This is a genomic window from Massilia sp. FBCC-B171 (assembly GCF_059134155.1).
Window position 1 is genome coordinate 4659853 of sequence record NZ_CP101443.1, and the last position, 26267, is coordinate 4686119.

Consider the following 26267-nt stretch of genomic DNA (forward strand, 5'->3'; position numbering starts at 1 on the left):
TCCATGCAAAAACGATTATTTTGTGCGCTGCCGTTTGCTGTCGCGCTGTTTCTCTCCGGCTGCAACCCGACCTATAACTGGCGCGACTACAGCAGTACCGATGCGCCCTACCGGGTCATGTTCCCTGCCAAGCCGGCGACGCACACGCGCAGCGTCGACCTCGATGGCATGCAGGTGGACATCACGATGACGGCCGCCGAGGTCGAAGGCGTGATCTTCGCCGTCGGCACCGGGGTCGCACCCGACGCGGCGCGTGCCCAGGCGGCAGTCGGCGCCATGAAGACGGCACTCGTGCGCAACATCGGCGCCAAGGTCGAGCGCGAAAGCGCGGCCGCCACCGGCAGTGACGCCGCCGTCGACGTCGATGCAGTGGGTACCGCGAATGGCCAGCCGATGAAGCTGCGCGGCCATTTCGAGGCGCACGGCACGCGCTTCTACCAGGTGATCGTGATGGGCAAGGCGAATGCCATGTCGTCCGAACACACCGACCAGTTCATTTCGTCGTTCAAACTGCTGTGATGGCGGCGGGTCCTGCGCTGGTACTGACCGGGCTGAGCAAGCATTTCGGACGGCCGGCAGTCGATGGCCTCGACCTGACCGTGAAGCGCGGCGAGTTGTATGCGCTGCTCGGGCCTAACGGTGCGGGCAAGACGACGACCTTGCGCATGGTTGCCGGTTTGCTGGCGCCCACTGCGGGCCGGATCGAGGTGCTGGGTATCGACCTCGCGCTCGACCCGGCTGCGGCCAAGCGCAGGATGGCGTATTTGCCGGACGACCCGATGTTGTATGGGAAGCTCAAGCCCGTCGAATACCTGGAATTCGTCGCCGGACTGTGGGGCGTCGATGCCAGCTCGGCCGAGCCGCGTGCGCGCGAGCTGCTCGCCTGGCTCGACCTGGACAAGCACGCACATGAACTGACCGAAGGCTTTTCGCGCGGCATGAAGCAAAAGCTGGCCCTGGCAGGCGCGCTGATCCACGCGCCGGAGCTGCTCATTCTCGACGAACCATTGACCGGGCTCGATGCCGGCGCCGCGCGCCAGGTAAAGGATCTGCTGCTGTCCCACGTGGCCGGCGGGGGCACGGTGATCCTGACGACGCATATCCTGGAAGTAGCCGAGCGGCTGGCGCAGCGGATCGGCATCATCCAGCATGGGCGGCTCATTGCCGAGGGCACACTCGACGAGTTGCGCGTGGCAACGCCCGGCGCGACGCTGGAAGAGACCTTCCTGCGCCTGACGGGGCCGGGGTGAAGCTGCGGCCCGGCTCTACGCTCTGGCTGCTGCGCCACGAACTGCGCTTGTTCTGGTTCACGACCCTGGCTGCGGGCAAGGGAGGCGCGCCGCGCAAGGCGAACTGGCGCGTGCTGGGCGGCGCCCTGCTGGTCTGGCTCGGCCTGCACGCCGCGGTATTCGCCCTGCTGCGCGCCGTCGGCCCGGCCGGCGGTCTCGCGCCGCAGCAGTTCGTGGTTGTGGTGAGCGCGCTCCTGCTGACAACCTTCCTGTTCATGTTGTCGAGCGCCTTGAAGGCAAGCGTGGAGACCCTGTTCGACCGGGGCGACCTTGACTTGCTGCTGTCCTCGCCCCTGCCTTCGCGCAGCATCTTCGGCGTCAAGCTGGCCGGCATGGCCTTTGGTGTGGCCGGCTTCTACCTGTTCTTCCTGACACCCTTCGCGCACGCAGGCCTGGTGCTGGGACAACTGCGCTGGCTGTCCATCTATCCCGTCCTGTTCGCCATGGCGGTGCTGGCGGCCTCACTGGCGATGCTGCTCACGCTGACGCTGGTGCGCCTGCTTGGTGCGCGCCGCACCCGCGTCGTGGCCCAGGTGCTTGGCGCCCTGGCCGGGGCCTTCCTGTTTCTGCTGTCGCAAGCCGGAACCCTCATGTCGCAGGAGAACGGTCCGGCGACCTCGGCCATGGCGCGCGTAATGGCGGCAGCGCAGTCGCTCGATGCGGGCAGCGCGCTGCTGCTGCCGGCGCGCGCGGCGCTGGGTGACGCGGCCGCGGTTGGCGTCATCGCAGCCATGGGCGTGTTCGCGGCGCTGTTGACGGTTCACTCGACGCACCGTTTTTTCGTGCGCGGCCTGCAGCTGGCGGCGGGCAGCGCGCGCGTGTCCAGGCGCACCGGCGCGGTACCCTATCGCTTCGACCGCAGCCTGGCGGCGGCCGTCATCGTCAAGGAGTGGCGCCTGGTCCGGCGCGACCCGCACCTGATCTCACAAGTACTGCTGCAGCTGCTGTACCTGCTGCCGCTATCCCTGATCGTGTTCCGGAAGGATGCCGTGCAGCTGTGGGCCGTTGCGGGCGGCTTGACGATGCTGGCCGGCTCGCTCAGTGCCTCGCTGGCCTGGATTATCTTGCTGGCGGAAGATGCGCCCGACCTGCTGCAAGGCGCGCCGGCAAAGGCCGGCACGGTACGCAGGGCGAAACTGGCCGCCGCCGTGCTGCCGGTGTTTGCACTGCTTGCCCTGCCGCTGCTGTGGTTGACGGTGCGCGCGCCACTGGCCGGCGCCTTGACGGTGGCGACCGTCTGCGGCGCCGTGCTGGGCGCGGCGCTGGTCAATAGTTGGACGGGGCGGCCGGCAGTGCGTGGTGAATTCAAGAACCGCAACAGCCGCAGTGTTTCGACGCGCCTGCTCGAACTGTGCAGTCTGCTCTCCTGGGGGGCGCTGGCGCTGCTCCTGCCGCGCGCGTTCACTGCCGCACCGATCGGTATCGGCCTTGCCGGCGGCCTGGGCGCCGCCGCAGCGCTTGCGCTCGGGTCCCTGGTCCTGGCCTGGCTGCTGCGACAACGCATGCGCTAATAGCGTGCGCAAGGTGACCGCACTCCCCACTCGTGTTATCGTTTAGTTATGACGAAAAACCACGAGGCCTCATTATGTTAATCACTTTCAAAAGTAGAGCGTCCCCCGACGTGATGATGTACCAGGATCACGCGAAGCGCATTCTGGACCTGCTCAACAAGGCGCCGGAGATGGGTGTCATCACCTCGGCGGAAGCCGAGCGTGCCGTGGCATTGCTCGAGCACGAGATCGAAGAAAGCCGCAAGCACGCGCCGACTGAAGCAGTCGAGCAGGACATCAAGGCGCATCGCGGCGAGGACGACGACGATCCGGATCACGAGCAAGTGCAAATGGTCACCTTCTCGACGCGGGCTTACCCGATGCTCGAGATGCTGCGTGCTGCGCGCGACCACAAGTGCGACATCCTCTGGGGTGTGTGACCCTCGTCCCATCGGTGGAAGCAGCTCCTGATTACTTCCATGCCCTCACGATCGTGACGGCCGCTACATGACGAAAAGCCCGCCAGCGCAGTGAACTGACCCCCAAAAGTTGGACACAACTTTTGGGGGTTTTTCATGACGAAATACGATGAGCAACTCAAGCTCAAAGTCGTCCGCGAGTATCTGCACGGGACGATGGGGTATCAGCGGCTGGCCGAGTTGCACGATGTCCCACGCAAGAGCCTGGAGACTTGGGTGAAGCTGTACCGCGCCCATGGGGCTGATGGGCTGAAGAAGAAGTTCAGCCATTACAGTGCACAGTTCCGACTTGAAGTGATACAGCGCATGCGGGCCGATGAGCTTTCTAATGCGGAGGCTGCTGCGTTATTCAATATTCGCAGCGCTGGATGCATCGGACGATGGAAGCGCTGTTATGATGCGGGCGGTCTAGAAACGCTGACGCCGCGCAAGCGCGGCCGTTCAAAGAAAATGCCTCAAGTGCCGGATACAAAAACAGAAGCGCTGCCTGATGCAGCTGGCCGTACCCATGAAGAGTTGGTCGCTGAGGTGAACCAGCTGCGCATGGAGGTAGCTTACCTAAAAAAGTTGAGAGCCTTGGTTCAAGCGCAGCAACAGCAGCGGACGACAACGCGCAAAAAGCGCAAGTAGTCATTGAACTGAGGCGACACTTCCCTCTTGCCGGCCTGCTGAAGCTGGCTGGTTTGGCGCGCAGCACCTTCTACTATCAACAGAAAATAGCTCAGACGGGCGATAAGTACGAAGCCTTGAAAACGCAGATCGGTACGCTCTTCGCCCGCCACAAAGGGCGCTATGGCTACCGGCGCGTGACGGCAGCCATTCGACAGCTTGGTACGAAGGTCAATCACAAGACGGTGCAAAGCCTGATGGGTAAGCTCGGCCTGAAGTCACTGGTTCGACCCAAGAAATACCGCTCGTACAAAGGAGAAGTGGGCAGTGCTGCGCCAAATGTTCTGCAAAGGCGCTTCGAGGCCACGTGCATCAATCAGAAATGGGTGACTGACGTCACCGAGTTCAATGTGGCCGGCGAAAAATTGTATTTGTCCCCGGTCATGGATTTGTACAACGGCGAGATCATCGCTTTCGAGACCGCCAAGCGGCCTGAATTTAGCCTGGTAGGCAGCATGCTCAAAAAGGCGCTGAAAAAGCTCAACCCGGGAGACCAGCCGATCTTGCATTCGGACCAAGGGTGGCAGTATCGAATGTCGGCCTACCAACGGGCCTTAAGGCAGAAGAGCGTCGAGCAGAGCATGTCACGCAAGGGGAACTGCCTGGACAACGCCGCCATGGAAAGCTTCTTTGCCGTGCTGAAGTCGGAGTTTTTCTACCTGAACAAATTCAGCAGCGTCGACGAACTGCAAACCGGTCTCAAGAACTACATCCGCTACTACAATTACGACCGCATCAAGATGAAGCTAAAAGGGCTGAGTCCTGTTCAATACAGAACCCAGCCCTTTGCAGCTGACTAGATTTAACCGTCCAACTTTATGGGGTCAGTTCACAGCTGCCGGGCTTTTTTCACGTCACCTGCCATGCGGACACCAGCACACGTCCACGGTGCGCTGCACAGCCCTACTCTTGCCGCTGCTGTCGGTGACGGTAAGCTTGACCGTGTACTTGCCGGCTTTGCGGTACACGTGCTGGCCGCTCACGCTGCCGCTTCCATATTTTTCGCTCACGGCGCCCGTTTCCTGGCTACCGTCACCCCAGGACCAGCTGGCCTTGTGGACATCGTTGCGGTCGACGTCCGTGAAGTTGGCCGAGAAGGAGAGCAGGCCGTTAACGCAGGCGGTTCCAGTCGAGGTAAGCGGGCCCAGCACCGGCGCCTGATGGGAAGCGGGCGCGTTCGGCACCAGCAGGACCAATCCCGCGTTCGAGTTGGCAACGATCGAACCGTTGTCGGAGATGACGCGTGCCTCGAACGCCCTGAAGCCTGGAGGCGCATCGGAAATGCGGGTATTCAGGTCGACGACGCCAGTGGCGCGCGTCCACACATAGGCACTCGAATCAATGCGGCCGACCACCTGGCCGTGCGCATTCACGTCGTTGGCGTTGGCGCTGAACAAACCGAGCCCGATTTCAATGAGGCCGTGCTCCCGGGTCCAAACGAAACCATGCGTGAAGAAAGCGCCACTCATTCTGCCGACGATGTTGCCGATGACCGTTCCCTTGTCGTTAATGTGTGTGGCGTTCGAGCGAATGCCGGTGCCGGTGCCGAGGTCATGCAACCCTGTTTTGGGTGTCCACAAAAACGCATGCTCGGGTCCGCCCGGCACAAGCGGCGTAGCGCCGACGATATATTCCCGCCTCATTCACGTCGTTCGCTTGCGAAGCCGCGCTCGGCAAGGTGCCGAGCGGGCGCATTCCCTCGGCCGCCGTCCACCTGAACGCAATACTCATGGTGTTATCCAGCCCTGGACCAGTGCGCGAAAAGCCAACCACTGTGCCGGATTCATTGAGTGCAAGGGCGCGTGACCGTCCGCCGAGATTGCCGAGATTGACCAGGCCGGTTCGCGAAGGCCACAAGACGGCGTAATGTTGATTGCGCTCAACGTCTAGCAAGGCCTCGCCGGCGATTTGCCCCTTTTCATTGATCGCGAGACCGAAAGAACTGCCCTGGGGCGATGTATCAAGGTTGACCAGGCCGGTCGCCAGGCTCCAGCGGAATGTGCGGTCTTGAGACCGGCCGGTGACCTGTCCGCGATCGTTGAGCGCCTGGGCATCGGTATCTGGTCCGCCAATGTCGTGAAACGTATTACCGTCGTAGAATCTGGCACGCGAGACATTCGTGAACTCCGTGAATGCCACCTGCCCTTTGGCATTGATAGCGAGTCCGAAGACGAGTTCATTCGATAAGGGGATCACCCTATACGTTGTCGCCGGTAAAACAGGCGACGTAGAGGGGGCCGCCATTGCCGGCGCTGCCAGCGCTGCCAGGGCGTAGCTGAACAGCGCAGTAAGTAAATGCACGAGGTTTCGCTGCCAGAAATTGCCTTTGGCGCGAATGCCGGTATGTATGCACATACCTTCCTCCGTAGTTAGCACAGGACACATTTTCGACCTGGATTTATTGGAGAAGACCAGGCAAATGTGTAAGCCCAGACTATGCCGAAGGCATAGCCGGCCACTGGCTTAGCTCAACAGCCATGCAGGCATGGGCGTCTTTCGAGCGCGATTTTTACGGCAGGCGGGAAGGATGCTGATGAAGTGGATCTCAAACATGAAAACGCCATGCGAAGTCCACTACTGGAATTTCATTTCGCTATCTGTACTTGGAGCAAGCCAAAAAAAATCCATGCACCAGAAACCATGAGGCGAAAAAAAACCCCCATCTGCACTATGCGCGATCTTGAGCGCGCATAGGCTGGTGGGGGTTTTTCTCTACAACATATAACTAGCCTGACGATAACCTACTTTCACACTGGTTGCAGCACTATCATCGGCGCAAAGTCGTTTCACGGTCCTGTTCGGGATGGGAAGGGGTGGGACCGACTTGCTATGGTCATCAGGCATAACTTGTACGAGCTGTGTTCGCTGGTGCGAACAAGGCTCTGAATCTGGAAGAAGTAGGTTTTTGGTAGTCGTGCATATCAACAAACAGCACTGTAATCTTACTTTTATAACCTGCTAAGGTTATAGGGACAAGCCGTACGGGCAATTAGTACTGGTTAGCTTAATGCATTACTGCACTTCCACACCCAGCCTATCAACGTCCTGGTCTCGAACGACCCTTCAAGGAGCTCAAGGCTCCGGGAAATCTCATCTCAAGGCAAGTTTCCCGCTTAGATGCTTTCAGCGGTTATCTCTTCCGAACTTAGCTACCCGGCAATGCCACTGGCGTGACAACCGGTACACCAGAGGTTCGTCCACTCCGGTCCTCTCGTACTAGGAGCAGCCCCCTTCAAATTTCCAACGCCCACGGCAGATAGGGACCAAACTGTCTCACGACGTTTTAAACCCAGCTCACGTACCACTTTAAATGGCGAACAGCCATACCCTTGGGACCGGCTACAGCCCCAGGATGTGATGAGCCGACATCGAGGTGCCAAACTCCCCCGTCGATATGAACTCTTGGGAGGAATCAGCCTGTTATCCCCAGAGTACCTTTTATCCGTTGAGCGATGGCCCTTCCATACAGAACCACCGGATCACTATGTCCTACTTTCGTACCTGCTCGACTTGTCGGTCTCGCAGTTAAGCACGCTTATGCCATTGCACTATTAGCACGATGTCCGACCGTACCTAGCGTACCTTCGAACTCCTCCGTTACACTTTAGGAGGAGACCGCCCCAGTCAAACTGCCTACCATGCACTGTCCCCGATCCGGATAACGGACCAAGGTTAGAACCTCAAACAAACCAGGGTGGTATTTCAAGGATGGCTCCACGAGAACTGGCGTCCCCGCTTCAAAGCCTCCCACCTATCCTACACAGATTGGTTCAAAGTCCAATGCAAAGCTACAGTAAAGGTTCATGGGGTCTTTCCGTCTAGCCGCGGGTAGATTGCATCATCACAAACATTTCAACTTCGCTGAGTCTCGGGAGGAGACAGTGTGGCCATCGTTACGCCATTCGTGCAGGTCGGAACTTACCCGACAAGGAATTTCGCTACCTTAGGACCGTTATAGTTACGGCCGCCGTTTACTGGGACTTCAATCAAGAGCTTGCACCCCATCATTTAATCTTCCAGCACCGGGCAGGCGTCACACCCTATACGTCCACTTTCGTGTTTGCAGAGTGCTGTGTTTTTATTAAACAGTCGCAGCCACCAGTTTATTGCAACCCGTTCATCCTTCCACAGTAAAGTGGTCAAACTACAAGGGCGTACCTTTTCCCGAAGTTACGGTACCAATTTGCCGAGTTCCTTCTCCCGAGTTCTCTCAAGCGCCTTAGAATACTCATCTCGCCCACCTGTGTCGGTTTGCGGTACGGTCTCGTATGACTGAAGCTTAGAGGCTTTTCTTGGAACCACTTCCGATTGCTTCGCAGCATAAAGCCGCTCGTCCCACTCCCTTGAATTCCGCGCCCGGATTTGCCTAAGCGCCTTCTATGAAGCAGAAACTGACTATTCCAACAGTCAGACAACCTTCCGCGATCCGTCCCCCCATCGCATCATACGACGGTGCAGGAATATTAACCTGCTTCCCATCAGCTACGCATCTCTGCCTCGCCTTAGGGGCCGACTCACCCTGCTCCGATGAACGTTGAACAGGAAACCTTGGGCTTACGGCGTGGAGGCTTTTCACCCCCATTATCGCTACTCATGTCAGCATTCGCACTTCTGATACCTCCAGCATCCTTCACAAGACACCTTCGCAGGCTTACAGAACGCTCTCCTACCATATCCAATAAAGGATATCCGCAGCTTCGGTGACTGGCTTAGCCCCGTTACATCTTCCGCGCAGGACGACTCGATCAGTGAGCTATTACGCTTTCTTTAAATGGTGGCTGCTTCTAAGCCAACATCCTGACTGTTTTAGCCTTCCCACTTCGTTTTCCACTTAGCCAATCTTTGGGACCTTAGCTGGCGGTCTGGGTTGTTTCCCTCTTGACGCCGGACGTTAGCACCCGACGTCTGTCTCCCAAGCTCGCACTCATCGGTATTCGGAGTTTGCAATGGTTTGGTAACTCGCAATGAGCCCCTAGCCATAACAGTGCTCTACCCCCGATGGTGATACTTGAGGCACTACCTAAATAGTTTTCGGAGAGAACCAGCTATTTCCAAGTTTGTTTAGCCTTTCACCCCTACCCACAGCTCATCCCCTAATTTTTCAACATTAGTGGGTTCGGACCTCCAGGGCGTGTTACCGCACCTTCATCCTGGCCATGGGTAGATCACTTGGTTTCGGGTCTACACCCAGCGACTGTCGCCCTGTTCGGACTCGATTTCTCTACGGCTCCCCTATTCGGTTAACCTCGCCACTGAATGTAAGTCGCTGACCCATTATACAAAAGGTACGCCGTCACGGAACAAGTCCGCTCCGACTGTTTGTATGCACACGGTTTCAGGATCTATTTCACTCCCCTCCCGGGGTTCTTTTCGCCTTTCCCTCACGGTACTGGTTCACTATCGGTCGATTACGAGTATTTAGCCTTGGAGGATGGTCCCCCCATGTTCAGACAGGATTTCTCGTGTCCCGCCCTACTTGTCGTACGCTTAGTATCACCGTTCGGATTTCGTGTAAGGGGCTATCACCCTCTATGGCCAACATTTCCAGGTTGTTCCACTATCCAATCGACTATCACGTACAGGCTCTTCCCATTTCGCTCGCCACTACTTTGGGAATCTCGGTTGATTTCTTTTCCTGCAGCTACTTAGATGTTTCAGTTCGCCGCGTTCGCTTTGCATGCCTATGTATTCAGCATGCAATGACCTAAAAGGCCGGGTTTCCCCATTCGGAAATCTGCGGATCAAAGCGTGTTTGCTCGCTCCCCGCAGCTTATCGCAAGCTACTACGTCCTTCATCGCCTGTAATCGCCAAGGCATCCACCATGTGCACTTATTCGCTTGTCCCTATAACGTTAGCTCCTGGCGACTAACCAGGAAGCGTTTATAAGAATAAGAGTACAGCTTGTTGCATGTTTGCTGATTTGTACTACTACCCTGAGCACGCGCTGTCGTGCGTACTCAATAAAACTTTACTTCTTCCAGATTGTTAAAGAACAGAACAACAGTTAATCTCGAAAAGACTAAACGTAAATCTAACGACTTAAGTTTAGGCTTTTGGTGGAGGATGACGGGATCGAACCGACGACCCCCTGCTTGCAAAGCAGGTGCTCTCCCAGCTGAGCTAATCCCCCTTGGGTATGCCAATAACTTGGTAGGGCTGGTTGGACTCGAACCAACGACCCCCGCGTTATCAACACGGTGCTCTAACCAGCTGAGCTACAGCCCCGAAACTGTGTTCTTTGTTCAACAGTCGATAAGTGTGGACGTTTAATGATGAGACTTTCGTCTCCGGTGCTACTCTAGAAAGGAGGTGATCCAGCCGCACCTTCCGATACGGCTACCTTGTTACGACTTCACCCCAGTCACGAATCCTACCGTGGTAAGCGCCCCCCTTGCGGTTAAGCTACCTACTTCTGGTAAAACCCGCTCCCATGGTGTGACGGGCGGTGTGTACAAGACCCGGGAACGTATTCACCGCGACATGCTGATCCGCGATTACTAGCGATTCCAACTTCACGCAGTCGAGTTGCAGACTGCGATCCGGACTACGATACACTTTCTGGGATTAGCTCCCCCTCGCGGGTTGGCGGCCCTCTGTATGTACCATTGTATGACGTGTGAAGCCCTACCCATAAGGGCCATGAGGACTTGACGTCATCCCCACCTTCCTCCGGTTTGTCACCGGCAGTCTCATTAGAGTGCTCAACTGAATGTAGCAACTAATGACAAGGGTTGCGCTCGTTGCGGGACTTAACCCAACATCTCACGACACGAGCTGACGACAGCCATGCAGCACCTGTGTTACGGTTCTCTTTCGAGCACACCTCGATCTCTCGTGGCTTCCGTACATGTCAAGGGTAGGTAAGGTTTTTCGCGTTGCATCGAATTAATCCACATCATCCACCGCTTGTGCGGGTCCCCGTCAATTCCTTTGAGTTTTAATCTTGCGACCGTACTCCCCAGGCGGTCTACTTCACGCGTTAGCTGCGTTACCAAGTTAATTAAAACCCGACAACTAGTAGACATCGTTTAGGGCGTGGACTACCAGGGTATCTAATCCTGTTTGCTCCCCACGCTTTCGTGCATGAGCGTCAATCTTGACCCAGGGGGCTGCCTTCGCCATCGGTGTTCCTCCACATCTCTACGCATTTCACTGCTACACGTGGAATTCTACCCCCCTCTGCCAGATTCAAGCCTTGCAGTCTCCATCGCAATTCCCAGGTTGAGCCCGGGGCTTTCACGACAGACTTACAAAACCGCCTGCGCACGCTTTACGCCCAGTAATTCCGATTAACGCTTGCACCCTACGTATTACCGCGGCTGCTGGCACGTAGTTAGCCGGTGCTTATTCTTCAGGTACCGTCATTAGTAGGAGATATTAGCTCCCACCGTTTCTTCCCTGACAAAAGAGCTTTACAACCCGAAGGCCTTCTTCACTCACGCGGCATTGCTGGATCAGGCTTGCGCCCATTGTCCAAAATTCCCCACTGCTGCCTCCCGTAGGAGTCTGGACCGTGTCTCAGTTCCAGTGTGGCTGGTCGTCCTCTCAGACCAGCTACTGATCGTAGCCTTGGTAGGCCTTTACCCTACCAACTAGCTAATCAGATATCGGCCGCTCCAGGAGCATGAGGTCTTGCGATCCCCCACTTTCATCCTTAGATCGTATGCGGTATTAGCGTAACTTTCGCTACGTTATCCCCCACTCTTGGGTACGTTCCGATATATTACTCACCCGTTCGCCACTCGCCGCCAGGTTGCCCCGCGCTGCCGTTCGACTTGCATGTGTAAAGCATGCCGCCAGCGTTCAATCTGAGCCAGGATCAAACTCTTCAGTTTAATCTCTGTTTGTTGGCATTGCTGCCACCGCTATTGCTAGCGGGTCGCTCACTCAAAATACTGACCGCTATCTCATTGCTGAGACAACGTATTTCTTTTTTTGTGAACATTTGATAATTTAAGTAATCAGTGACCGAAGTCACTGGCACCTTCATCAAACGCCCACACTTATCGACTGTTAATTTTTAAAGAACTTGTTTGGAACTGCCTTGCTGTGTTCTGCGAATCGTTTTGTTCGTCAGCAGCAGAGGAAGAAGAGTATGAAGCTTTTCATGATTCTCGTCAACCTCTTTTTTGCTACACCGCAGAATTTTGCGGTTCCTTCTGTCAACACAACTACTTGATTTCGTTGTCGTTTTCAGCAGGAGGCGAACTATAGCAAAAGCGATTGCATTTCGCAAGAGGGCTGCGACGATCCCTTACCCTGCTCCTGTTCGCGCGCCATCCGGTGGGTGATGTCGAGTCCGATACCGCGGTAGCCGGCGAATGCGCTGGCACTGTCGAAGATCGGTTCGCAGCTCACCTGCATGTACTGGACGCTGCCGTCGCTCAGCGTGCGGCTGTAAATGAAATCGAGGAAGGGCTCGCGATTGGCGATTTTTTCACCCAGCTCGGCGCGCTGCTGCACATTCCAGCCGGCCGCCTCGAGCTCCTCCACCGTCGCGTTGTGGCCAATACCAAGCATCTCTTCGACCGGACCGGAGAACTGGGTCAGCTTGCCGCTGGCATCCTGCTCCCAGTACCAGTCGGACGACAGTTCGGTAAAGCGCTGGAAACGCTCCATGCTCTCGCGCAGCTCGGCCGTGCGCTCGAGAACCTTTTGCTCGAGCACGAGGTTGTGGTCGCCGAGCTTGCGATACAGCACGCGAACCTCGAGCATGTTGCGAATGCGGGTCTGTATTTCCACAAAGTCGAAGGGCTTGCTGACGAAATCCTTCGCGCCGGCCTGGAGGGCGCGCAGCTTGTGGGCCGGCTGGGCAGTCAGCACCAGCACCGGGAGATAGCTTTCGGCCTTATCCTTCTTGAGCGCCTCCATGACTTCGAATCCGTCCATCTCCGGCATTTGCAGGTCAAGCAGGATCAGATCGAACTGCTTCTCCGCATGCAGGCCGGCCACTTCACGCGGCTCCTGCGTGGTCGTAATGTTGGTATAGCCCTCATTGCGCAGCATCAGTTCAAGCAGCGTGACATTGGCTTCCTGATCGTCGACGATCAGGATGCTGGCGTTGAGTAACTCGGAGACTTCTATCATGGCGTTTCCTCTGTGTGCTGGGGTACTGGGCTAGCCAGTCGTGCGGGTCGACCTGAGTCGTGTTCGGCTGCGTGATGCAATGCGACGTCAAGCGCGTCCATGAACTCGCGTACACGGATAGGCTTGGTGAGATAACGGAAGAACCCTGCCTCGAGCCCCTTTTCAATATCGCGCGGGACCGCGTTGGCAGAGAGCGCCAACACAGGGATATGGGCTGTCAAAGGATCGTCGCGCAATACCTTGAGTGCGCCATAACCGCTCATGCCGGGCAGGTTGATGTCCATGAGGATCACATCGGGCAAGTAGGCGCGGGCCAGTTCGATGCCGAGGTAAGCATCGATCGCCGTGACCAGTTTCAGGTCGCCGCGGCGTGCGATCAGCTGTTCGATCAGGGCCAGGTTGGCGGGATTGTCTTCGACGTATAACAGCGTCGGCTGTTCGTGCGCGTCAGGCGTCAGCAACTGGCGGCGCTCCAGCACCGCTTCCTCGATGTTTTCAAGTGCCGGCACCTGCGCCGACGCGAACTCCACCCAGAACACCGTGCCGACTCCGACCGCGCTCTCGACGCCAATCTGCCCACCCATCAGTTCGACGAGCTGCTTGGTGACGACCAGGCCGATGCCGGTACCCTCCTCGCCGCCATCTTCCTGGCCGAGTCGGTTGAAAGGCTGGAACAGCAGCGCCAGCTGGTCCGCCGACAATCCCGTGCCCGTGTCCTTGACGCAGATGCGGACACGGTCGCTGCCGCGCGCCATGCACTGGACGATGACACTGCCCCCGCTGGCGTTGTACTTGATCGCGTTGGACAACAGGTTGATCATCACTTGCTTGACGCGCGTGCGATCGGCGTGGATGTAGAAGACCTTGTCGAAACTCGGGAAGGTCATGGAGATGCCACGCTTGCTTGCCTGGGGCTCGATCATTCCCTTGCAGTCCTGCAGCACGTCGGTCATCGACATCGGCTCCTGGGACATCGTCACCTTCCCCGACTCGATCATCGCCAGGTCGAGAATTTCGTTGATCAGGCGCAGCAAGTACCAGCCGCCTTTCAGGATCTGGTCGATCGAACGCTGCTGGCGCGCCGGTGGCGCCGGTACTTCGGACGCCATCAGCTGGGCAAAGCCCAGCACGGCATTGAGCGGCGTACGCAGCTCATGGCTCATGCTCGACAGGAATTCGGACTTGGCGCGGTTGGCCTTCTCGGCCGCTTCACGCGCGGCCTGCAGCTCGGCATTGGTCTCCTGTTGCGCGTGTTCGAAGTGCTTGCGCTCGGTAACGTCGCGGGCGGCGGCAAACACACCCTGCAGTTTGCGGTCGCGGTCGTGAAAAGTGGTGGCATTGAACGACACCACGGTTTGCTTGCCGTCGCGTGCCAGTGCCGTCAGTTCGTAGTTGGTTACTTTGCTTTCGTGCAGTACCCGCGTGATCGCTTCATCGGCACGCTGGGGCTCGGTAAAACAGCTCATGAAGGGCGCGCCGATGAGCTCGTCCCGGGTGCGCCCGGTCAGCATTTCCATTTGCTGGTTGACGTCGCTGATGGTGCCACGCGGATCCGTCGTGATCAGCGGGTCGATATTCGATTCGATCAGCGAACGGGTATAGAACTGCTGGTCGCGCAGGCGCTGGTCGAGCAAGGCCTGTTCGGCTTCCACCTGCTTGCGCGCCGTGTTGTCGGTGCCGATCAGCAGGAAGCCGATCAGCCGGCCATCCGGGCCATGCAAGGCCGTGACCGATACCAGCGCGGGCAGGCGCGTGCCGTCTGCGCGCAGATAGGTCAGGTCGTAAATGTCTTCGATACCGCGCATGGCCTTGTACACCAGGGCTTCGAAGCCGGGACGGATCGTCGTGGTGAACTCGTCGCTGAGCGCTCCCGCCCGCACGATCAGCTCCTGGGCATCCGAAATATCGGCAGGCGTGAGCTTGTCGACCACGTCGGCGGCGCGATAGCCCAGCATGCGCTCGGCGCCGACATTGAAGATCTGGATCACGCCCTGCGCATCGGTCGCGATACTTGAAAAATTCACGCTGTTGAAAATCGCGTCCTGCAAGGCGCCGGCTTTCATCAGCGGCACTGCCGCCGCTTCCCGTGCCGCCTGCAGGCGTGCCTGGCGCTTCGCGAGCAGCAGCAAGCCGCTCAGAAAGCACAGTAACAAGCCGATGCTGGAAAGGATGAGCACAGCGAGGCGATCGCCGCTGTCCTCGTGCAGGAGGGCGAGCACACCGACCCACAGCAAGACCAGCAAGGTCGCGGAGAAGCCGATCGCGACCAGCCGCTCGCTCGAATAATTTTTAATGACCGACATGACCTTGATCCGATGATCGAACAATGAGCGCCACCCTGGCGCGACAGGTGGCGGCGAGCCGCGCCTCAGGCCGTGCGGGCAGCAAGCGGCGCAGGCTGGCGATTGCGGACGTCCGACAGCAGGCGGCCAAACTCTTTCTTCACCACGCCGTAGCATTCGCACACATGCTGCTCGAGGCCGGCGCGGTCGAGCACCGTGATGTGGCCGCGCCGGTAACTGATATGGCCACGTGCCTGCAGGCGCCCGGCGGCTTCGGTGACGCCCTCGCGGCGCACGCCGAGCATGTTGGAGATCAGTTCCTGGGTCATGGTCAGTTCGTGCGACCCCAGGCGGTCGAGCGTCAGCAGCAGCCAGCGGCACAACTGCTGTTCCACCGTGTGGTGGCGGTTGCATACCGAGGTCTGCGACATATGGGTCAGCAGCGCCTGCGTGTAGCGCAGCAACAGGCGCATGACCGGGCCGGCGCGGTTGAATTCTTCCATCAGGATGCGCACCGGCAGGCGATAGCCATAACCGCCGGTCTGGATCACGGCCCGGCTTGGGGTACTGCCGCCGCCCATGAAGAGTGCCACGCCCAGCATGCCTTCGTTGCCGACGCCGGCAACCTCGGACGAACCGCCGTTTTCCAGCAGGTAGTGAAGCGAGATGATCGCCGTCGTCGGGAAGACAACATAGTCCAGTGTGCCGCCGGATTCGCACAGCACATCGCCGAGGCGCAGCGGTATCGATTCAAGATGAGGAGAAAGGCGGTCGAACTCGGCGTCGAGCAAGGCAGCGAGCAGGTGGTTTTGGTTTGGGTCTTGCATATGTGGCATTTGGTAATTTTCTTGCTGACTCGCTGCAGATAGCCGGAAAGGGTAGCACGGTTAGATGTAAACATTTTTTATATCTTGCGCTCTGGAAAATATCTGTCGCAATGCGTTGTGTATCGGTTGCTATGCGCGCTACCGAACGGAGTGCGAGATGCCGAACGGTAATAGTTCATCCCGGAAGCGCTGAGGCATGCGCCCTCCCATGTTTTTACCTGTCTGCATAAACCCATGCGGGCAAGCGGCGAAAACGGTACCCAACACGAAAGTAAAAGATGAATATCTTGAAACGCTACACAAACATACTGCTCTGCTCCGCCGGATTTATCGGCGCCGCGCTCGTCGCCGGTTGCGGCGGCGGCGACCAGGGCCGTGATCCTATCCTCGGGGTTCCTGCTGCGAACCTTGTCAGCATCGCGGTAACGCCTGCAGCCCCGTCGGTGGCAATTGGCCTCACCCAACAATTTACTGCAACCGCCGCCTATTCCGACGGCTCGGTGCGCGATGTGACCCGCAGCGCTGCCTGGACCTCGGCAACGCCTGCAGTCGCTACTGTCAACGCTGCCAGCGGGATCGCTGTCGGCGTCACCCAGGGCAGCGCGGCCATCGCGGCTGCCTTCGAAGGCAAGACGGGCAACACAACCCTGACCGTCGTTCCTGCGGCACTCATGTCGCTGGCAGTCACGCCGGCAACGACGACCTTCCCCGCCGGCGCCACACGCCAGCTGGCTACGTTCGGCACCTATTCGGACGGATCGGTGCGCGACGTGACGGCCAGCAGCGCGTTTGTGTCCGCCACACCGGCGCTGGTTGCCGTCGGCAGCACCGGCCTGATGACCTATGTGTCTCCGGGTACCTCCACCATCACCGCCACGTTTGCCGGCAAGACCGCGCTGGCGACGGCCACGACCAACACTGCCACCCTGTCGAGCATTGCGGTGATACCTGGAAACGCCTCGGTTGCCATCGGCGCCGCGCAGCAGTTTGTCGCGATCGGTACCTTCTCGGATAACTCGAACGTGGTCATTACTAACACCGCTACCTGGACCTCGGCAGATACCGGCATTGCTACCGTGCTGGGCACTGGTGCGGCAACCGGCGTCACTGTCGGCACGACCACCATCACGGCCAGCAGCCGCGGGCAATCTGCCAGCGCAAACCTGACGGTGACGGCGACTGCGATGCCACCGGTCTCGGCATCGATCGACCTGCGCAGCGCAGCGACCTTCGGCGTGCTGGCTGGTACCTCGCTGACCAACAATTCGGGCGGCACGACCTTTGTGACCGGCGACGTCGGTTCGCCTTCGCAGACCACCGATCCTGTCCAGGCGGCTGGTTTCACGAACTACAAGTCGGGCGCCGTGCTGGCCAACGCACTGGCCGACCTGCAGACCGCGATTACCGATGCCGAAAGCCGCATCTGCGACGTCACTTTCGCCGGCGACATCGACCTCGGCGGCCTGGTGCTCGCTCCAGGCGTGTATTGCTACAGCGGTGCGATCAGTGTGACCGGAACGCTGACCCTGAACGGTCCAGGCTTGTTCCTGTTCCGTACGGCACTGACGCTCAACACCACGGCCAACTCGACCATTGCCCTGACCAACGGTGCGACCGCCGACAACGTGATCTGGGTGCCGGTTGGCCCAAGCACGCTGGGCGCCAACAGCGCCTTCAAAGGTTCGATCCTGGGCAAGTCCGCCGCCATTACGGTGGGCGACAACACCACGCTGCTGAACGGCCGCGTGCTGTCGGGCGCTGCTGTCACCCTGCGCAATAACCAAATCACAAAATAATCCGGCTTATCCGAGAAAAACAGGATCATGAAAACTTCAATCAAACTCGCGACTCTGGTCGCCCTCGCCTGCGCGACCATGATGACGGCCCAGGCGGCAAGCCCGGAGACGGCACCCGCAGATGCAACTTTCATCAATCCCGACTGGGCCAACAGCGCCTGGTACATGGGTGCAGGCGTGGGCCAGTCACGCGCGAATATCGATGAGGCGCGCCTGCGCCGCAGCCTGAGCGCAAACGGCGCCAGCGTGACCAGCTTTACTGCTGACGAGCGCGAACTGGGCGTCAAGTTGTTCGCCGGCAAGCAACTGAACCGGTATTTCGCGGTTGAAGCCGGATATTTTGACCTCGGCAAGTTCGATTTCGCAGCGACGACGTCCGGCAACGGCGTACTGCGCGGCGAAGCCGGGTTCCGCGGTGTGAACCTGGACCTCGTTGGCCAGCTGCCGCTGACCGAACGCCTGTCGCTGCTGGGCCGCGCGGGTGTGCAGTATGCAAGGACTACTACGCACTTCAGCGGTAACCGCCTCAATGCGGTCAGCAATCCGAATCCGGCGCGTGAAAGCCGGGGCAACGCGAAGGTCGGGCTGGGACTGGAATACAAGCTGAGCGAAGCATTGGCAGTGCGCGGGGAAGTCGAGCGCTATCGCCTGAATGACGCGGTCGGTAACCGTGGCGAGGTCGACCTCGCCTCCGTCAGCCTGGTCTACAAGTTTGGCCGTCCTCCGGCCAGGGCCTACATTGCACCGGCGGCGCCGGTCGCTGTCCAGGAAGAAGCGCGCGTTGTTCCGGCAGCCCCTGTCGCGCAACCGACGCCCGTGTCGGAAAAGGTGTCGTTCGCAGCCGAGGCGCTGTTCGATTTCGACAAGGCGGTCGTCAAACCGGATGGCAAGGCGGCGCTCGACGATTTGATGGCGAAGCTGCAGGGCATGAACACCGAAGTCATGATCGCCATCGGACACACCGACTCGGTCGGCTCGAACGCCTACAACGAGAAGCTGTCCTTGCGCCGTGCCGATGCGGTCAAGGCTTACCTGGTATCGAAAGGACTGGACCAGGCGCGCTTGTACACCGAAGGCAAGGGTGAAGCCCAGCCGATCGCCGACAACACCAGCGCCGAAGGCCGCGCGAAGAACCGCCGTGTGACGATCGAAGTGGTCGGCACCCGTACCGTTACCCGTTAAATCAGCCTTCCTTCAAAAAACCGCCCGGCGCAAGCCGAGGCGGTTAATGAGATGGTCACCCTCCACCCTATAAGTTACTAGACTTGTAGGGTGTTGTTCTTTCTGGACGGAGGCCATCATGCAAGACGTCACGCTCATCGGCATCGACCTCGGCAAGCACAGCTTTCATGTGCATGGCCAGGATCGCCAAGGTAAAGCCCTGCTGCGCAAGAAATTCAGCCGCAAGCAGCTGATCGAGTTCCTTGCCAAATTCCATGTTTGCACAGTCGTGATGGAAGCGTGCGCCGGCGCCCATCACATGGCCCGGTTGCTGGCTGGTTACGGCCATGAGGTCAAACTGATCTCGCCGCAATTCGTGCGTCCCTTCGTCAAGAGCAACAAGAACGACTTCATCGACGCCGAAGCTATCTGCGAGGCTGCCTGCCGTCCTTCCATGCGTTTCGTGACACCGAAAACCGAATCCCAGCAATGCCTGTCGGCACTGCACAGGGTGCGCGAAACGCTGGTGCGCGAGCGCGTCAAGGCAAGCAACCAGATTCATGGATTTCTTCTCGAGTTCGGCATTAGCCTGCCGGTCGGCCATGCCGCGATTCGACATCTGCCTTCCGCGCTGGCGGAGCAAGCTCTGCCAGCGCGGCTGGTGGCCTTGCTCGAGCGGCTACACAGCCATTTCAAATATCTCGACGAGCAGATCGCCGATATCGAGAAGGAGCTGGGCCGGCAACTGCAGGACGACGACCTGGGGCAGCGCCTGATGTCGATACCGGGCGTGGGTCCGATCACGGCCAGCGTACTTGCTGCCGAAGTGGGCGATGGCAAGCACTACCACTGTGGCCGCGACTTCGCCGCATCGATCGGCTTGGTGCCGCGGCAGTACAGCACGGGTGGGAAAAATAGCCTGCTCGGCATCAGCAAACGCGGCGACAAGAACATCCGGCGCCTGCTCGTGCAATGCGCCCGAGCGTACATGCAGCGCCTGGAGCGCCAGACCGACCGCATGGCGCCTTGGGTACGCTCCATGCTGATGCGTCGGCACTCGAATGTCGTTGCCTGCGCCCTGGCCAACAAGCTGGCGCGCACGGCCTGGGCGATCGCTGCACATCACACGGAATTTAAACGACAAGAGGCCGTCATGCCATCATGACGGCCTCTTGCACTTGCTTTTGAACACCTACCTGGTTTTGCGACTGCTGAAATTGGATGACGTGAACGGCACACCGGCCTGACGGATAACCTGACGAAAAATCCGGCTCTTGCAAGCCGAGCGGTTTTTTAGGACCGACAGGCGCGACTCTCATCGTGGCGCGGAGCAAGTCTCCAAACAGACGCCGGATAGATTTGAGCAAGCCACTACATCATACAAAAATCAGGGTTGCAAAAAGGAGGGTGACCATAGATTTTTACGTCGCCAGGAAACAGATAGTTTTTATTTATCGAAACAGTAAAATCAATTTGCTTTCGTGCGCGGATGAGAATCACTATCATTGGCTCCTGAGTGTCGAGGACGGGAGCAGTGATGATTACCGCAGCAAAAAGAGTCAGCCAGGTTGCCACCCACATGGGCATTGCCTATGCGCTTGCCTACGCGCTGACCGGGTCGGCAGCCTTGAGTGGCCTCGCAGTGCTGGTCGAACCGGTGATTAATGTGTTGCTGCTGCCCCTGCATGAAGCGGCGTGGGCGCGATGGGGCGGCAAGGCAGCCAATGCAGGCGCGCGTTACCTGGTCCTCGCGGCCGAAAAATTCAGCCAGACGGGACTGCATGCGGGCGTCGCCTTCGGCGTCATGTATGTCGCGACCGGATCGGCAGCGCTGGGTGGCATCGCCGCGCTGCTCGAACCGGTGTGCAATGTGCTCGTGTTGCCGGTACACGACCGCCTGTGGGACAGCTTCGCACGCGGCGTCCAGGCCAGTGGCTGCGCCCCTATCGCCACATGACGAAGGGGAGCATTCCCCACGCGGCAAGCACGATCGTCCATTGCGTCACAGCGAGCAAGGCGGCGCAGTCGAGCGCCGGGCGCCGGATCGTCGCGGGCCGCATCAAGAGCCGTACTTGGCCATACACCATGGCTGGAAGCAGCGCAGCGGTAGCAAAGGCAAGCAGTCCGCTCGCCATGGTCAGGTCGCCCAGGGCCAGGAAGGACTGGCGGAGAAAGAATGGGATAGGAACGAACAGCAGGAGCGCTGCCACCAGGGGCAGGCTGAGCGTGCTCGTTGTCCGTAAGCGGCCGCGCACCAGCAGCCACCCTCCCCTCACCAGGACATACAACAGGCCGGCGACGCCCAGCGCGGCGCTGCTCCACAGCCACAGCATCGTTGCGAGCGGCACCTTGCGGTAGGTGCGCAGGCCGTCGCTGAGCCGGCGTTCGCCGTCGACGGTGAACAGGACATGCGAAGGCGCGATCCGGCCGCCGGCCTGGAACAGCATGCCGCCGGCCGGGCGCAGACTGGCGTGCTTGCCCTGCAGCGGCGCGAGCTGGAGCAGCTTGCCGTCCCAGCGTACGTCGACAGTGTTGAACACGGTATCGACCCAGGCCAGGCTGGCCACCGCATTCCATGCGGGCACGTAGATGCCGTTCCAGTCCGCGATTCCGTCCGGCGGTGGCGGCGCAATACCCGGCTCCCCCGGCCGCGCCAGCCGCAGCGCGCCGATCAGGGGTTGGTTGAGCTTGTCGTAATCGGCTTCCTCGACGTCTGCATTCACCGCGACAAAAAATGCCTTGCGCTCGCGTGGATACAGGCAAAACATCGCGCGAAAGCCGATGCTGGTGCCGGGGTGGCAATCGCCGATGACCTGATGGCGGTCGCGCGTCGCCAGCGCGAGGCCGTGCCCGACAGGCAAGCCGGCACGCGCGGCGTCGGTACCATGTGCGCCGCCCAGCAGGGCCAGCAGCTGGGCGGCGATGAAGGGCCGGCCTGCGACTGTGCCGTCGCCCATCAGAAATTGCGCCAGGCGTCCCATGTCGGCCGCGGTCGTCGTGAACTGGACAGGTGGCCGCGCGTAAATCGGAACGGCCGGCTGGGCAACGCCATTCTCGAAATGCCCCATCGCCAGGCGCGGATCGGCGCCAGGGCCGGTCTGGACCGTAAACGCGAAGGTACTGTCCGTCATTCCGAGCGGCTGCAGCAGTTCGGTATCGAGATGGTGTTCGTAGCGGCTGCGCGTCACCGCCTCGATCACCATGCCCAGCAGGTGGTAACTCATATTCGAGTAGGCGTAGCGCGCTCCCGGCCGCGAGCTGATGGTCAGCGGTGATGCGCCCAGCGCTGCCGACAAGGGCGTGTCGGCACCTGCGCGCAAGGTGAACATCTGATAGAAGCGGAAGTTTTCGACGCCCGCCGTGTGCTCGAGCAAATGGCGCACGCGAACCGGATCTGTCGCCGACCACGGATTATTCAACTGTAGCGCCGGCAGCAGGGTCGCAAGCTCGGCGTCGAGCGAGAGCTTGCCGGTGCTAACCAGGCGCAGCACGCCGGTGGCCAACACGGTTTTCGCCACGGAGCCGACGTGGACGCGGGCCGTGCGCGTCATCGCCTGGCCCGTGTCGGCGTGTTTCACGCCTGCGGCGCCAGTCAGGATGCCGGCGTCGGGCGTCACCAGTGCCCACACCGCGCCATTGAGTTTTTCTGACTCGAGTTGATGGGCCATCTCGGCTTGCAAGGTCCCGCCGGAATCCAGCTGACTGGCCGGACCGGCGGCTGCGGCGCGTGCCGGCCAGGCGGCCCCGTGTACCAGCAGCGTGAGCAATAATGCGGTGAGCAATGCGCGACCTGCCGCTCTGGTGGACATGCTGTTCCTTATCTCGTCTTCAAGCCTGCAATCCTAAGGCGATGAGCGAAAAAGGGAACGGTGTTTACGATGAAGCGCAGAATGGCGCGGCTGAGATGCGGCTGGGCATGCAGGCCTGAATCGGCCGCCCAAAGCAAAAAACCCCACCAGGATCACCTGGTGGGGTTTTTCTTATAACTAGCCTGACGATAACCTACTTTCACACTGGTTGCAGCACTATCATCGGCGCAAAGTCGTTTCACGGTCCTGTTCGGGATGGGAAGGGGTGGGACCGACTTGCTATGGTCATCAGGCATAACTTGTACGAGCTGTGTCCGCTGGTGCGAACAAGGCTCTGAATCTGGAAGAAGTAGGTTTTGGTAGTGGTGCGTATCAACAAACAGCACTGTAATCTTACTTTTATAACCTGCTAAGGTTATAGGGACAAGCCGTACGGGCAATTAGTACTGGTTAGCTTAATGCATTACTGCACTTCCACACCCAGCCTATCAACGTCCTGGTCTCGAACGACCCTTCAAGGAGCTCAAGGCTCCGGGAAATCTCATCTCAAGGCAAGTTTCCCGCTTAGATGCTTTCAGCGGTTATCTCTTCCGAACTTAGCTACCCGGCAATGCCACTGGCGTGACAACCGGTACACCAGAGGTTCGTCCACTCCGGTCCTCTCGTACTAGGAGCAGCCCCCTTCAAATTTCCAACGCCCACGGCAGATAGGGACCAAACTGTCTCACGACGTTTTAAACCCAGCTCACGTACCACTTTAAATGGCGAACAGCCATACCCTTGGGACCGGCTACAGCCCCAGGATGTGATGAGCCGACATCGAGGTGCCAAACTCCCCCGTCGATATGAACTCTTGGGAGGAATCAGCCTGTTATCCCCAGAGTACCTTTTATCCGTTGAGCGATGGCCCTTCCATACAGAACCACCGGATCACTATGTCCTACTTTCGTACCTGCTCGACTTGTCGGTCTCGCAGTTAAGCACGCTTATGCCATTGCACTATTAGCACGATGTCCGACCGTACCTAGCGTACCTTCGAACTCCTCCGTTACACTTTAGGAGGAGACCGCCCCAGTCAAACTGCCTACCATGCACTGTCCCCGATCCGGATAACGGACCAAGGTTAGAACCTCAAACAAACCAGGGTGGTATTTCAAGGATGGCTCCACGAGAACTGGCGTCCCCGCTTCAAAGCCTCCCACCTATCCTACACAGATTGGTTCAAAGTCCAATGCAAAGCTACAGTAAAGGTTCATGGGGTCTTTCCGTCTAGCCGCGGGTAGATTGCATCATCACAAACATTTCAACTTCGCTGAGTCTCGGGAGGAGACAGTGTGGCCATCGTTACGCCATTCGTGCAGGTCGGAACTTACCCGACAAGGAATTTCGCTACCTTAGGACCGTTATAGTTACGGCCGCCGTTTACTGGGACTTCAATCAAGAGCTTGCACCCCATCATTTAATCTTCCAGCACCGGGCAGGCGTCACACCCTATACGTCCACTTTCGTGTTTGCAGAGTGCTGTGTTTTTATTAAACAGTCGCAGCCACCAGTTTATTGCAACCCGTTCATCCTTCCACAGTAAAGTGGTCAAACTACAAGGGCGTACCTTTTCCCGAAGTTACGGTACCAATTTGCCGAGTTCCTTCTCCCGAGTTCTCTCAAGCGCCTTAGAATACTCATCTCGCCCACCTGTGTCGGTTTGCGGTACGGTCTCGTATGACTGAAGCTTAGAGGCTTTTCTTGGAACCACTTCCGATTGCTTCGCAGCATAAAGCCGCTCGTCCCACTCCCTTGAATTCCGCGCCCGGATTTGCCTAAGCGCCTTCTATGAAGCAGAAACTGACTATTCCAACAGTCAGACAACCTTCCGCGATCCGTCCCCCCATCGCATCATACGACGGTGCAGGAATATTAACCTGCTTCCCATCAGCTACGCATCTCTGCCTCGCCTTAGGGGCCGACTCACCCTGCTCCGATGAACGTTGAACAGGAAACCTTGGGCTTACGGCGTGGAGGCTTTTCACCCCCATTATCGCTACTCATGTCAGCATTCGCACTTCTGATACCTCCAGCATCCTTCACAAGACACCTTCGCAGGCTTACAGAACGCTCTCCTACCATATCCAATAAAGGATATCCGCAGCTTCGGTGACTGGCTTAGCCCCGTTACATCTTCCGCGCAGGACGACTCGATCAGTGAGCTATTACGCTTTCTTTAAATGGTGGCTGCTTCTAAGCCAACATCCTGACTGTTTTAGCCTTCCCACTTCGTTTTCCACTTAGCCAATCTTTGGGACCTTAGCTGGCGGTCTGGGTTGTTTCCCTCTTGACGCCGGACGTTAGCACCCGACGTCTGTCTCCCAAGCTCGCACTCATCGGTATTCGGAGTTTGCAATGGTTTGGTAACTCGCAATGAGCCCCTAGCCATAACAGTGCTCTACCCCCGATGGTGATACTTGAGGCACTACCTAAATAGTTTTCGGAGAGAACCAGCTATTTCCAAGTTTGTTTAGCCTTTCACCCCTACCCACAGCTCATCCCCTAATTTTTCAACATTAGTGGGTTCGGACCTCCAGGGCGTGTTACCGCACCTTCATCCTGGCCATGGGTAGATCACTTGGTTTCGGGTCTACACCCAGCGACTGTCGCCCTGTTCGGACTCGATTTCTCTACGGCTCCCCTATTCGGTTAACCTCGCCACTGAATGTAAGTCGCTGACCCATTATACAAAAGGTACGCCGTCACGGAACAAGTCCGCTCCGACTGTTTGTATGCACACGGTTTCAGGATCTATTTCACTCCCCTCCCGGGGTTCTTTTCGCCTTTCCCTCACGGTACTGGTTCACTATCGGTCGATTACGAGTATTTAGCCTTGGAGGATGGTCCCCCCATGTTCAGACAGGATTTCTCGTGTCCCGCCCTACTTGTCGTACGCTTAGTATCACCGTTCAGATTTCGTGTAAGGGGCTATCACCCTCTATGGCCAACATTTCCAGGTTGTTCCACTATCCGATCGACTATCACGTACAGGCTCTTCCCATTTCGCTCGCCACTACTTTGGGAATCTCGGTTGATTTCTTTTCCTGCAGCTACTTAGATGTTTCAGTTCGCCGCGTTCGCTTTGCATACCTATGTATTCAGTATGCAATGACCTAAAAGGCCGGGTTTCCCCATTCGGAAATCTGCGGATCAAAGCGTGTTTGCTCGCTCCCCGCAGCTTATCGCAAGCTACTACGTCCTTCATCGCCTGTAATCGCCAAGGCATCCACCATGTGCACTTATTCGCTTGTCCCTATAACGTTAGCTCCTGGCGACTAACCAGGAAGCGTTTATAAGAATAAGAGTACAGCTTGTTGCATGTTTGTTGATTTGTA

The 26267-nt window shown here is 58.4% G+C and carries 15 protein-coding genes, 2 tRNA genes and 5 rRNA genes; 9 read left to right on the forward strand and 13 right to left on the reverse strand.

The window, feature by feature from the left end; translation table 11 throughout:
- Window positions 1–3: 3 nt before the first annotated feature.
- The 5 genes from NMB41_RS21180 to NMB41_RS21200 all read left to right on the forward strand — a co-directional run bounded on the left by NMB41_RS21180 (window position 4) and on the right by NMB41_RS21200 (window position 4727).
- On the forward strand, window positions 4–519 hold the full coding sequence (locus tag NMB41_RS21180) for a hypothetical protein (protein ID WP_494379765.1): 516 nt from the start codon (window positions 4–6) through the stop codon (window positions 517–519).
- Window positions 519–1250: an ABC transporter ATP-binding protein gene (locus tag NMB41_RS21185; RefSeq protein WP_494379766.1), complete on the forward strand. Its 732-nt coding sequence runs from the start codon at window positions 519–521 to the stop codon at window positions 1248–1250. Before NMB41_RS21180 ends, NMB41_RS21185 begins: the two co-directional genes overlap by 1 nt.
- Complete coding sequence (locus tag NMB41_RS21190) at window positions 1247–2800, forward strand: putative ABC transporter permease subunit (RefSeq protein ID WP_494379767.1); 1554 nt, start codon at window positions 1247–1249, stop codon at window positions 2798–2800. Before NMB41_RS21185 ends, NMB41_RS21190 begins: the two co-directional genes overlap by 4 nt.
- 74 nt (window positions 2801–2874) lie before the next feature.
- Entirely contained in the window at window positions 2875–3219 is a 345-nt protein-coding gene (locus NMB41_RS21195) for a DUF1840 domain-containing protein (protein WP_494379768.1), read from the forward strand.
- Between the two features lie 135 nt (window positions 3220–3354).
- Window positions 3355–4727 (forward strand): IS3 family transposase gene (locus NMB41_RS21200; protein WP_494378262.1). Its coding sequence is split into 2 segments (ribosomal slippage): window positions 3355–3829 and window positions 3829–4727, totalling 1374 coding nucleotides; the frame shifts between segments, so codons are not numbered across the junction.
- Between the two features lie 54 nt (window positions 4728–4781).
- Here the strand turns inward: NMB41_RS21200 and NMB41_RS21205 are convergent.
- From NMB41_RS21205 to NMB41_RS21250, 10 genes are all read right to left on the reverse strand, one after another.
- Window positions 4782–5486, reverse strand: coding sequence for a PKD domain-containing protein (locus tag NMB41_RS21205; protein ID WP_494379769.1), 705 nt, complete (start codon window positions 5484–5486; stop codon window positions 4782–4784).
- Window positions 5479–6282: a hypothetical protein gene (locus NMB41_RS21210; RefSeq protein ID WP_494379770.1), complete on the reverse strand. Its 804-nt coding sequence runs from the start codon at window positions 6280–6282 to the stop codon at window positions 5479–5481. The genes NMB41_RS21205 and NMB41_RS21210 overlap by 8 nt, the downstream gene beginning before the upstream one ends.
- A 373-nt stretch (window positions 6283–6655) precedes the next feature.
- Window positions 6656–6768, reverse strand: a 5S ribosomal RNA gene (gene rrf / locus NMB41_RS21215).
- Between the two features lie 127 nt (window positions 6769–6895).
- A 23S ribosomal RNA gene (locus tag NMB41_RS21220) occupies window positions 6896–9771 on the reverse strand.
- Between the two features lie 211 nt (window positions 9772–9982).
- A tRNA-Ala gene (locus tag NMB41_RS21225) sits at window positions 9983–10058 on the reverse strand.
- Between the two features lie 18 nt (window positions 10059–10076).
- A tRNA-Ile gene (locus NMB41_RS21230) sits at window positions 10077–10153 on the reverse strand.
- A 77-nt stretch (window positions 10154–10230) separates the two neighbouring features.
- Window positions 10231–11763 (reverse strand): 16S ribosomal RNA (locus tag NMB41_RS21235).
- The 16S, 23S and 5S rRNA genes sit together here with 2 tRNA genes alongside, the layout of an rRNA operon.
- Before the next feature lie 373 nt (window positions 11764–12136).
- Window positions 12137–13015 (reverse strand): response regulator, encoded by an 879-nt coding sequence (locus NMB41_RS21240; RefSeq protein ID WP_494379771.1) that lies wholly within the window; start codon window positions 13013–13015, stop codon window positions 12137–12139.
- Entirely contained in the window at window positions 13012–15318 is a 2307-nt protein-coding gene (locus tag NMB41_RS21245) for a PAS domain-containing hybrid sensor histidine kinase/response regulator (RefSeq protein WP_494379772.1), read from the reverse strand. The genes NMB41_RS21240 and NMB41_RS21245 overlap by 4 nt, the downstream gene beginning before the upstream one ends.
- Before the next feature lie 65 nt (window positions 15319–15383).
- Window positions 15384–16133, reverse strand: coding sequence for a Crp/Fnr family transcriptional regulator (locus tag NMB41_RS21250; RefSeq protein WP_494379773.1), 750 nt, complete (start codon window positions 16131–16133; stop codon window positions 15384–15386).
- A 269-nt stretch (window positions 16134–16402) separates the two neighbouring features.
- Here NMB41_RS21250 and NMB41_RS21255 point away from each other — a divergent pair, with 269 nt between their 5' ends.
- The 4 genes from NMB41_RS21255 (at window position 16403) to NMB41_RS21270 (ending at window position 21038) form a co-directional block, all read left to right on the forward strand.
- Window positions 16403–17920, forward strand: coding sequence for an ice-binding family protein (locus tag NMB41_RS21255; RefSeq protein ID WP_494379774.1), 1518 nt, complete (start codon window positions 16403–16405; stop codon window positions 17918–17920).
- Between the two features lie 27 nt (window positions 17921–17947).
- Window positions 17948–19102 carry an OmpA family protein gene (locus tag NMB41_RS21260; protein ID WP_494379775.1) on the forward strand — a complete coding sequence of 385 codons (1155 nt, stop codon included), beginning with the start codon at window positions 17948–17950 and terminating at the stop codon, window positions 19100–19102.
- A 118-nt stretch (window positions 19103–19220) separates the two neighbouring features.
- Window positions 19221–20246 (forward strand): IS110 family RNA-guided transposase, encoded by a 1026-nt coding sequence (locus NMB41_RS21265; protein WP_494379776.1) that lies wholly within the window; start codon window positions 19221–19223, stop codon window positions 20244–20246.
- Window positions 20247–20618: 372 nt separating this feature from the next.
- Window positions 20619–21038 (forward strand): DUF2061 domain-containing protein, encoded by a 420-nt coding sequence (locus NMB41_RS21270; RefSeq protein ID WP_494379777.1) that lies wholly within the window; start codon window positions 20619–20621, stop codon window positions 21036–21038.
- Here the strand turns inward: NMB41_RS21270 and NMB41_RS21275 are convergent.
- From NMB41_RS21275 to NMB41_RS21285, 3 genes are all read right to left on the reverse strand, one after another.
- Window positions 21025–22890 carry a serine hydrolase domain-containing protein gene (locus NMB41_RS21275; RefSeq protein ID WP_494379778.1) on the reverse strand — a complete coding sequence of 622 codons (1866 nt, stop codon included), beginning with the start codon at window positions 22888–22890 and terminating at the stop codon, window positions 21025–21027. The two genes, NMB41_RS21270 and NMB41_RS21275, sit on opposite strands and share 14 nt — an antisense overlap.
- A 180-nt stretch (window positions 22891–23070) precedes the next feature.
- Window positions 23071–23183 (reverse strand): 5S ribosomal RNA (gene rrf, locus NMB41_RS21280).
- A gap of 126 nt (window positions 23184–23309) precedes the next feature.
- A 23S ribosomal RNA gene (locus NMB41_RS21285) occupies window positions 23310–26185 on the reverse strand.
- Between the last annotated feature and the right edge of the window lie 82 nt (window positions 26186–26267).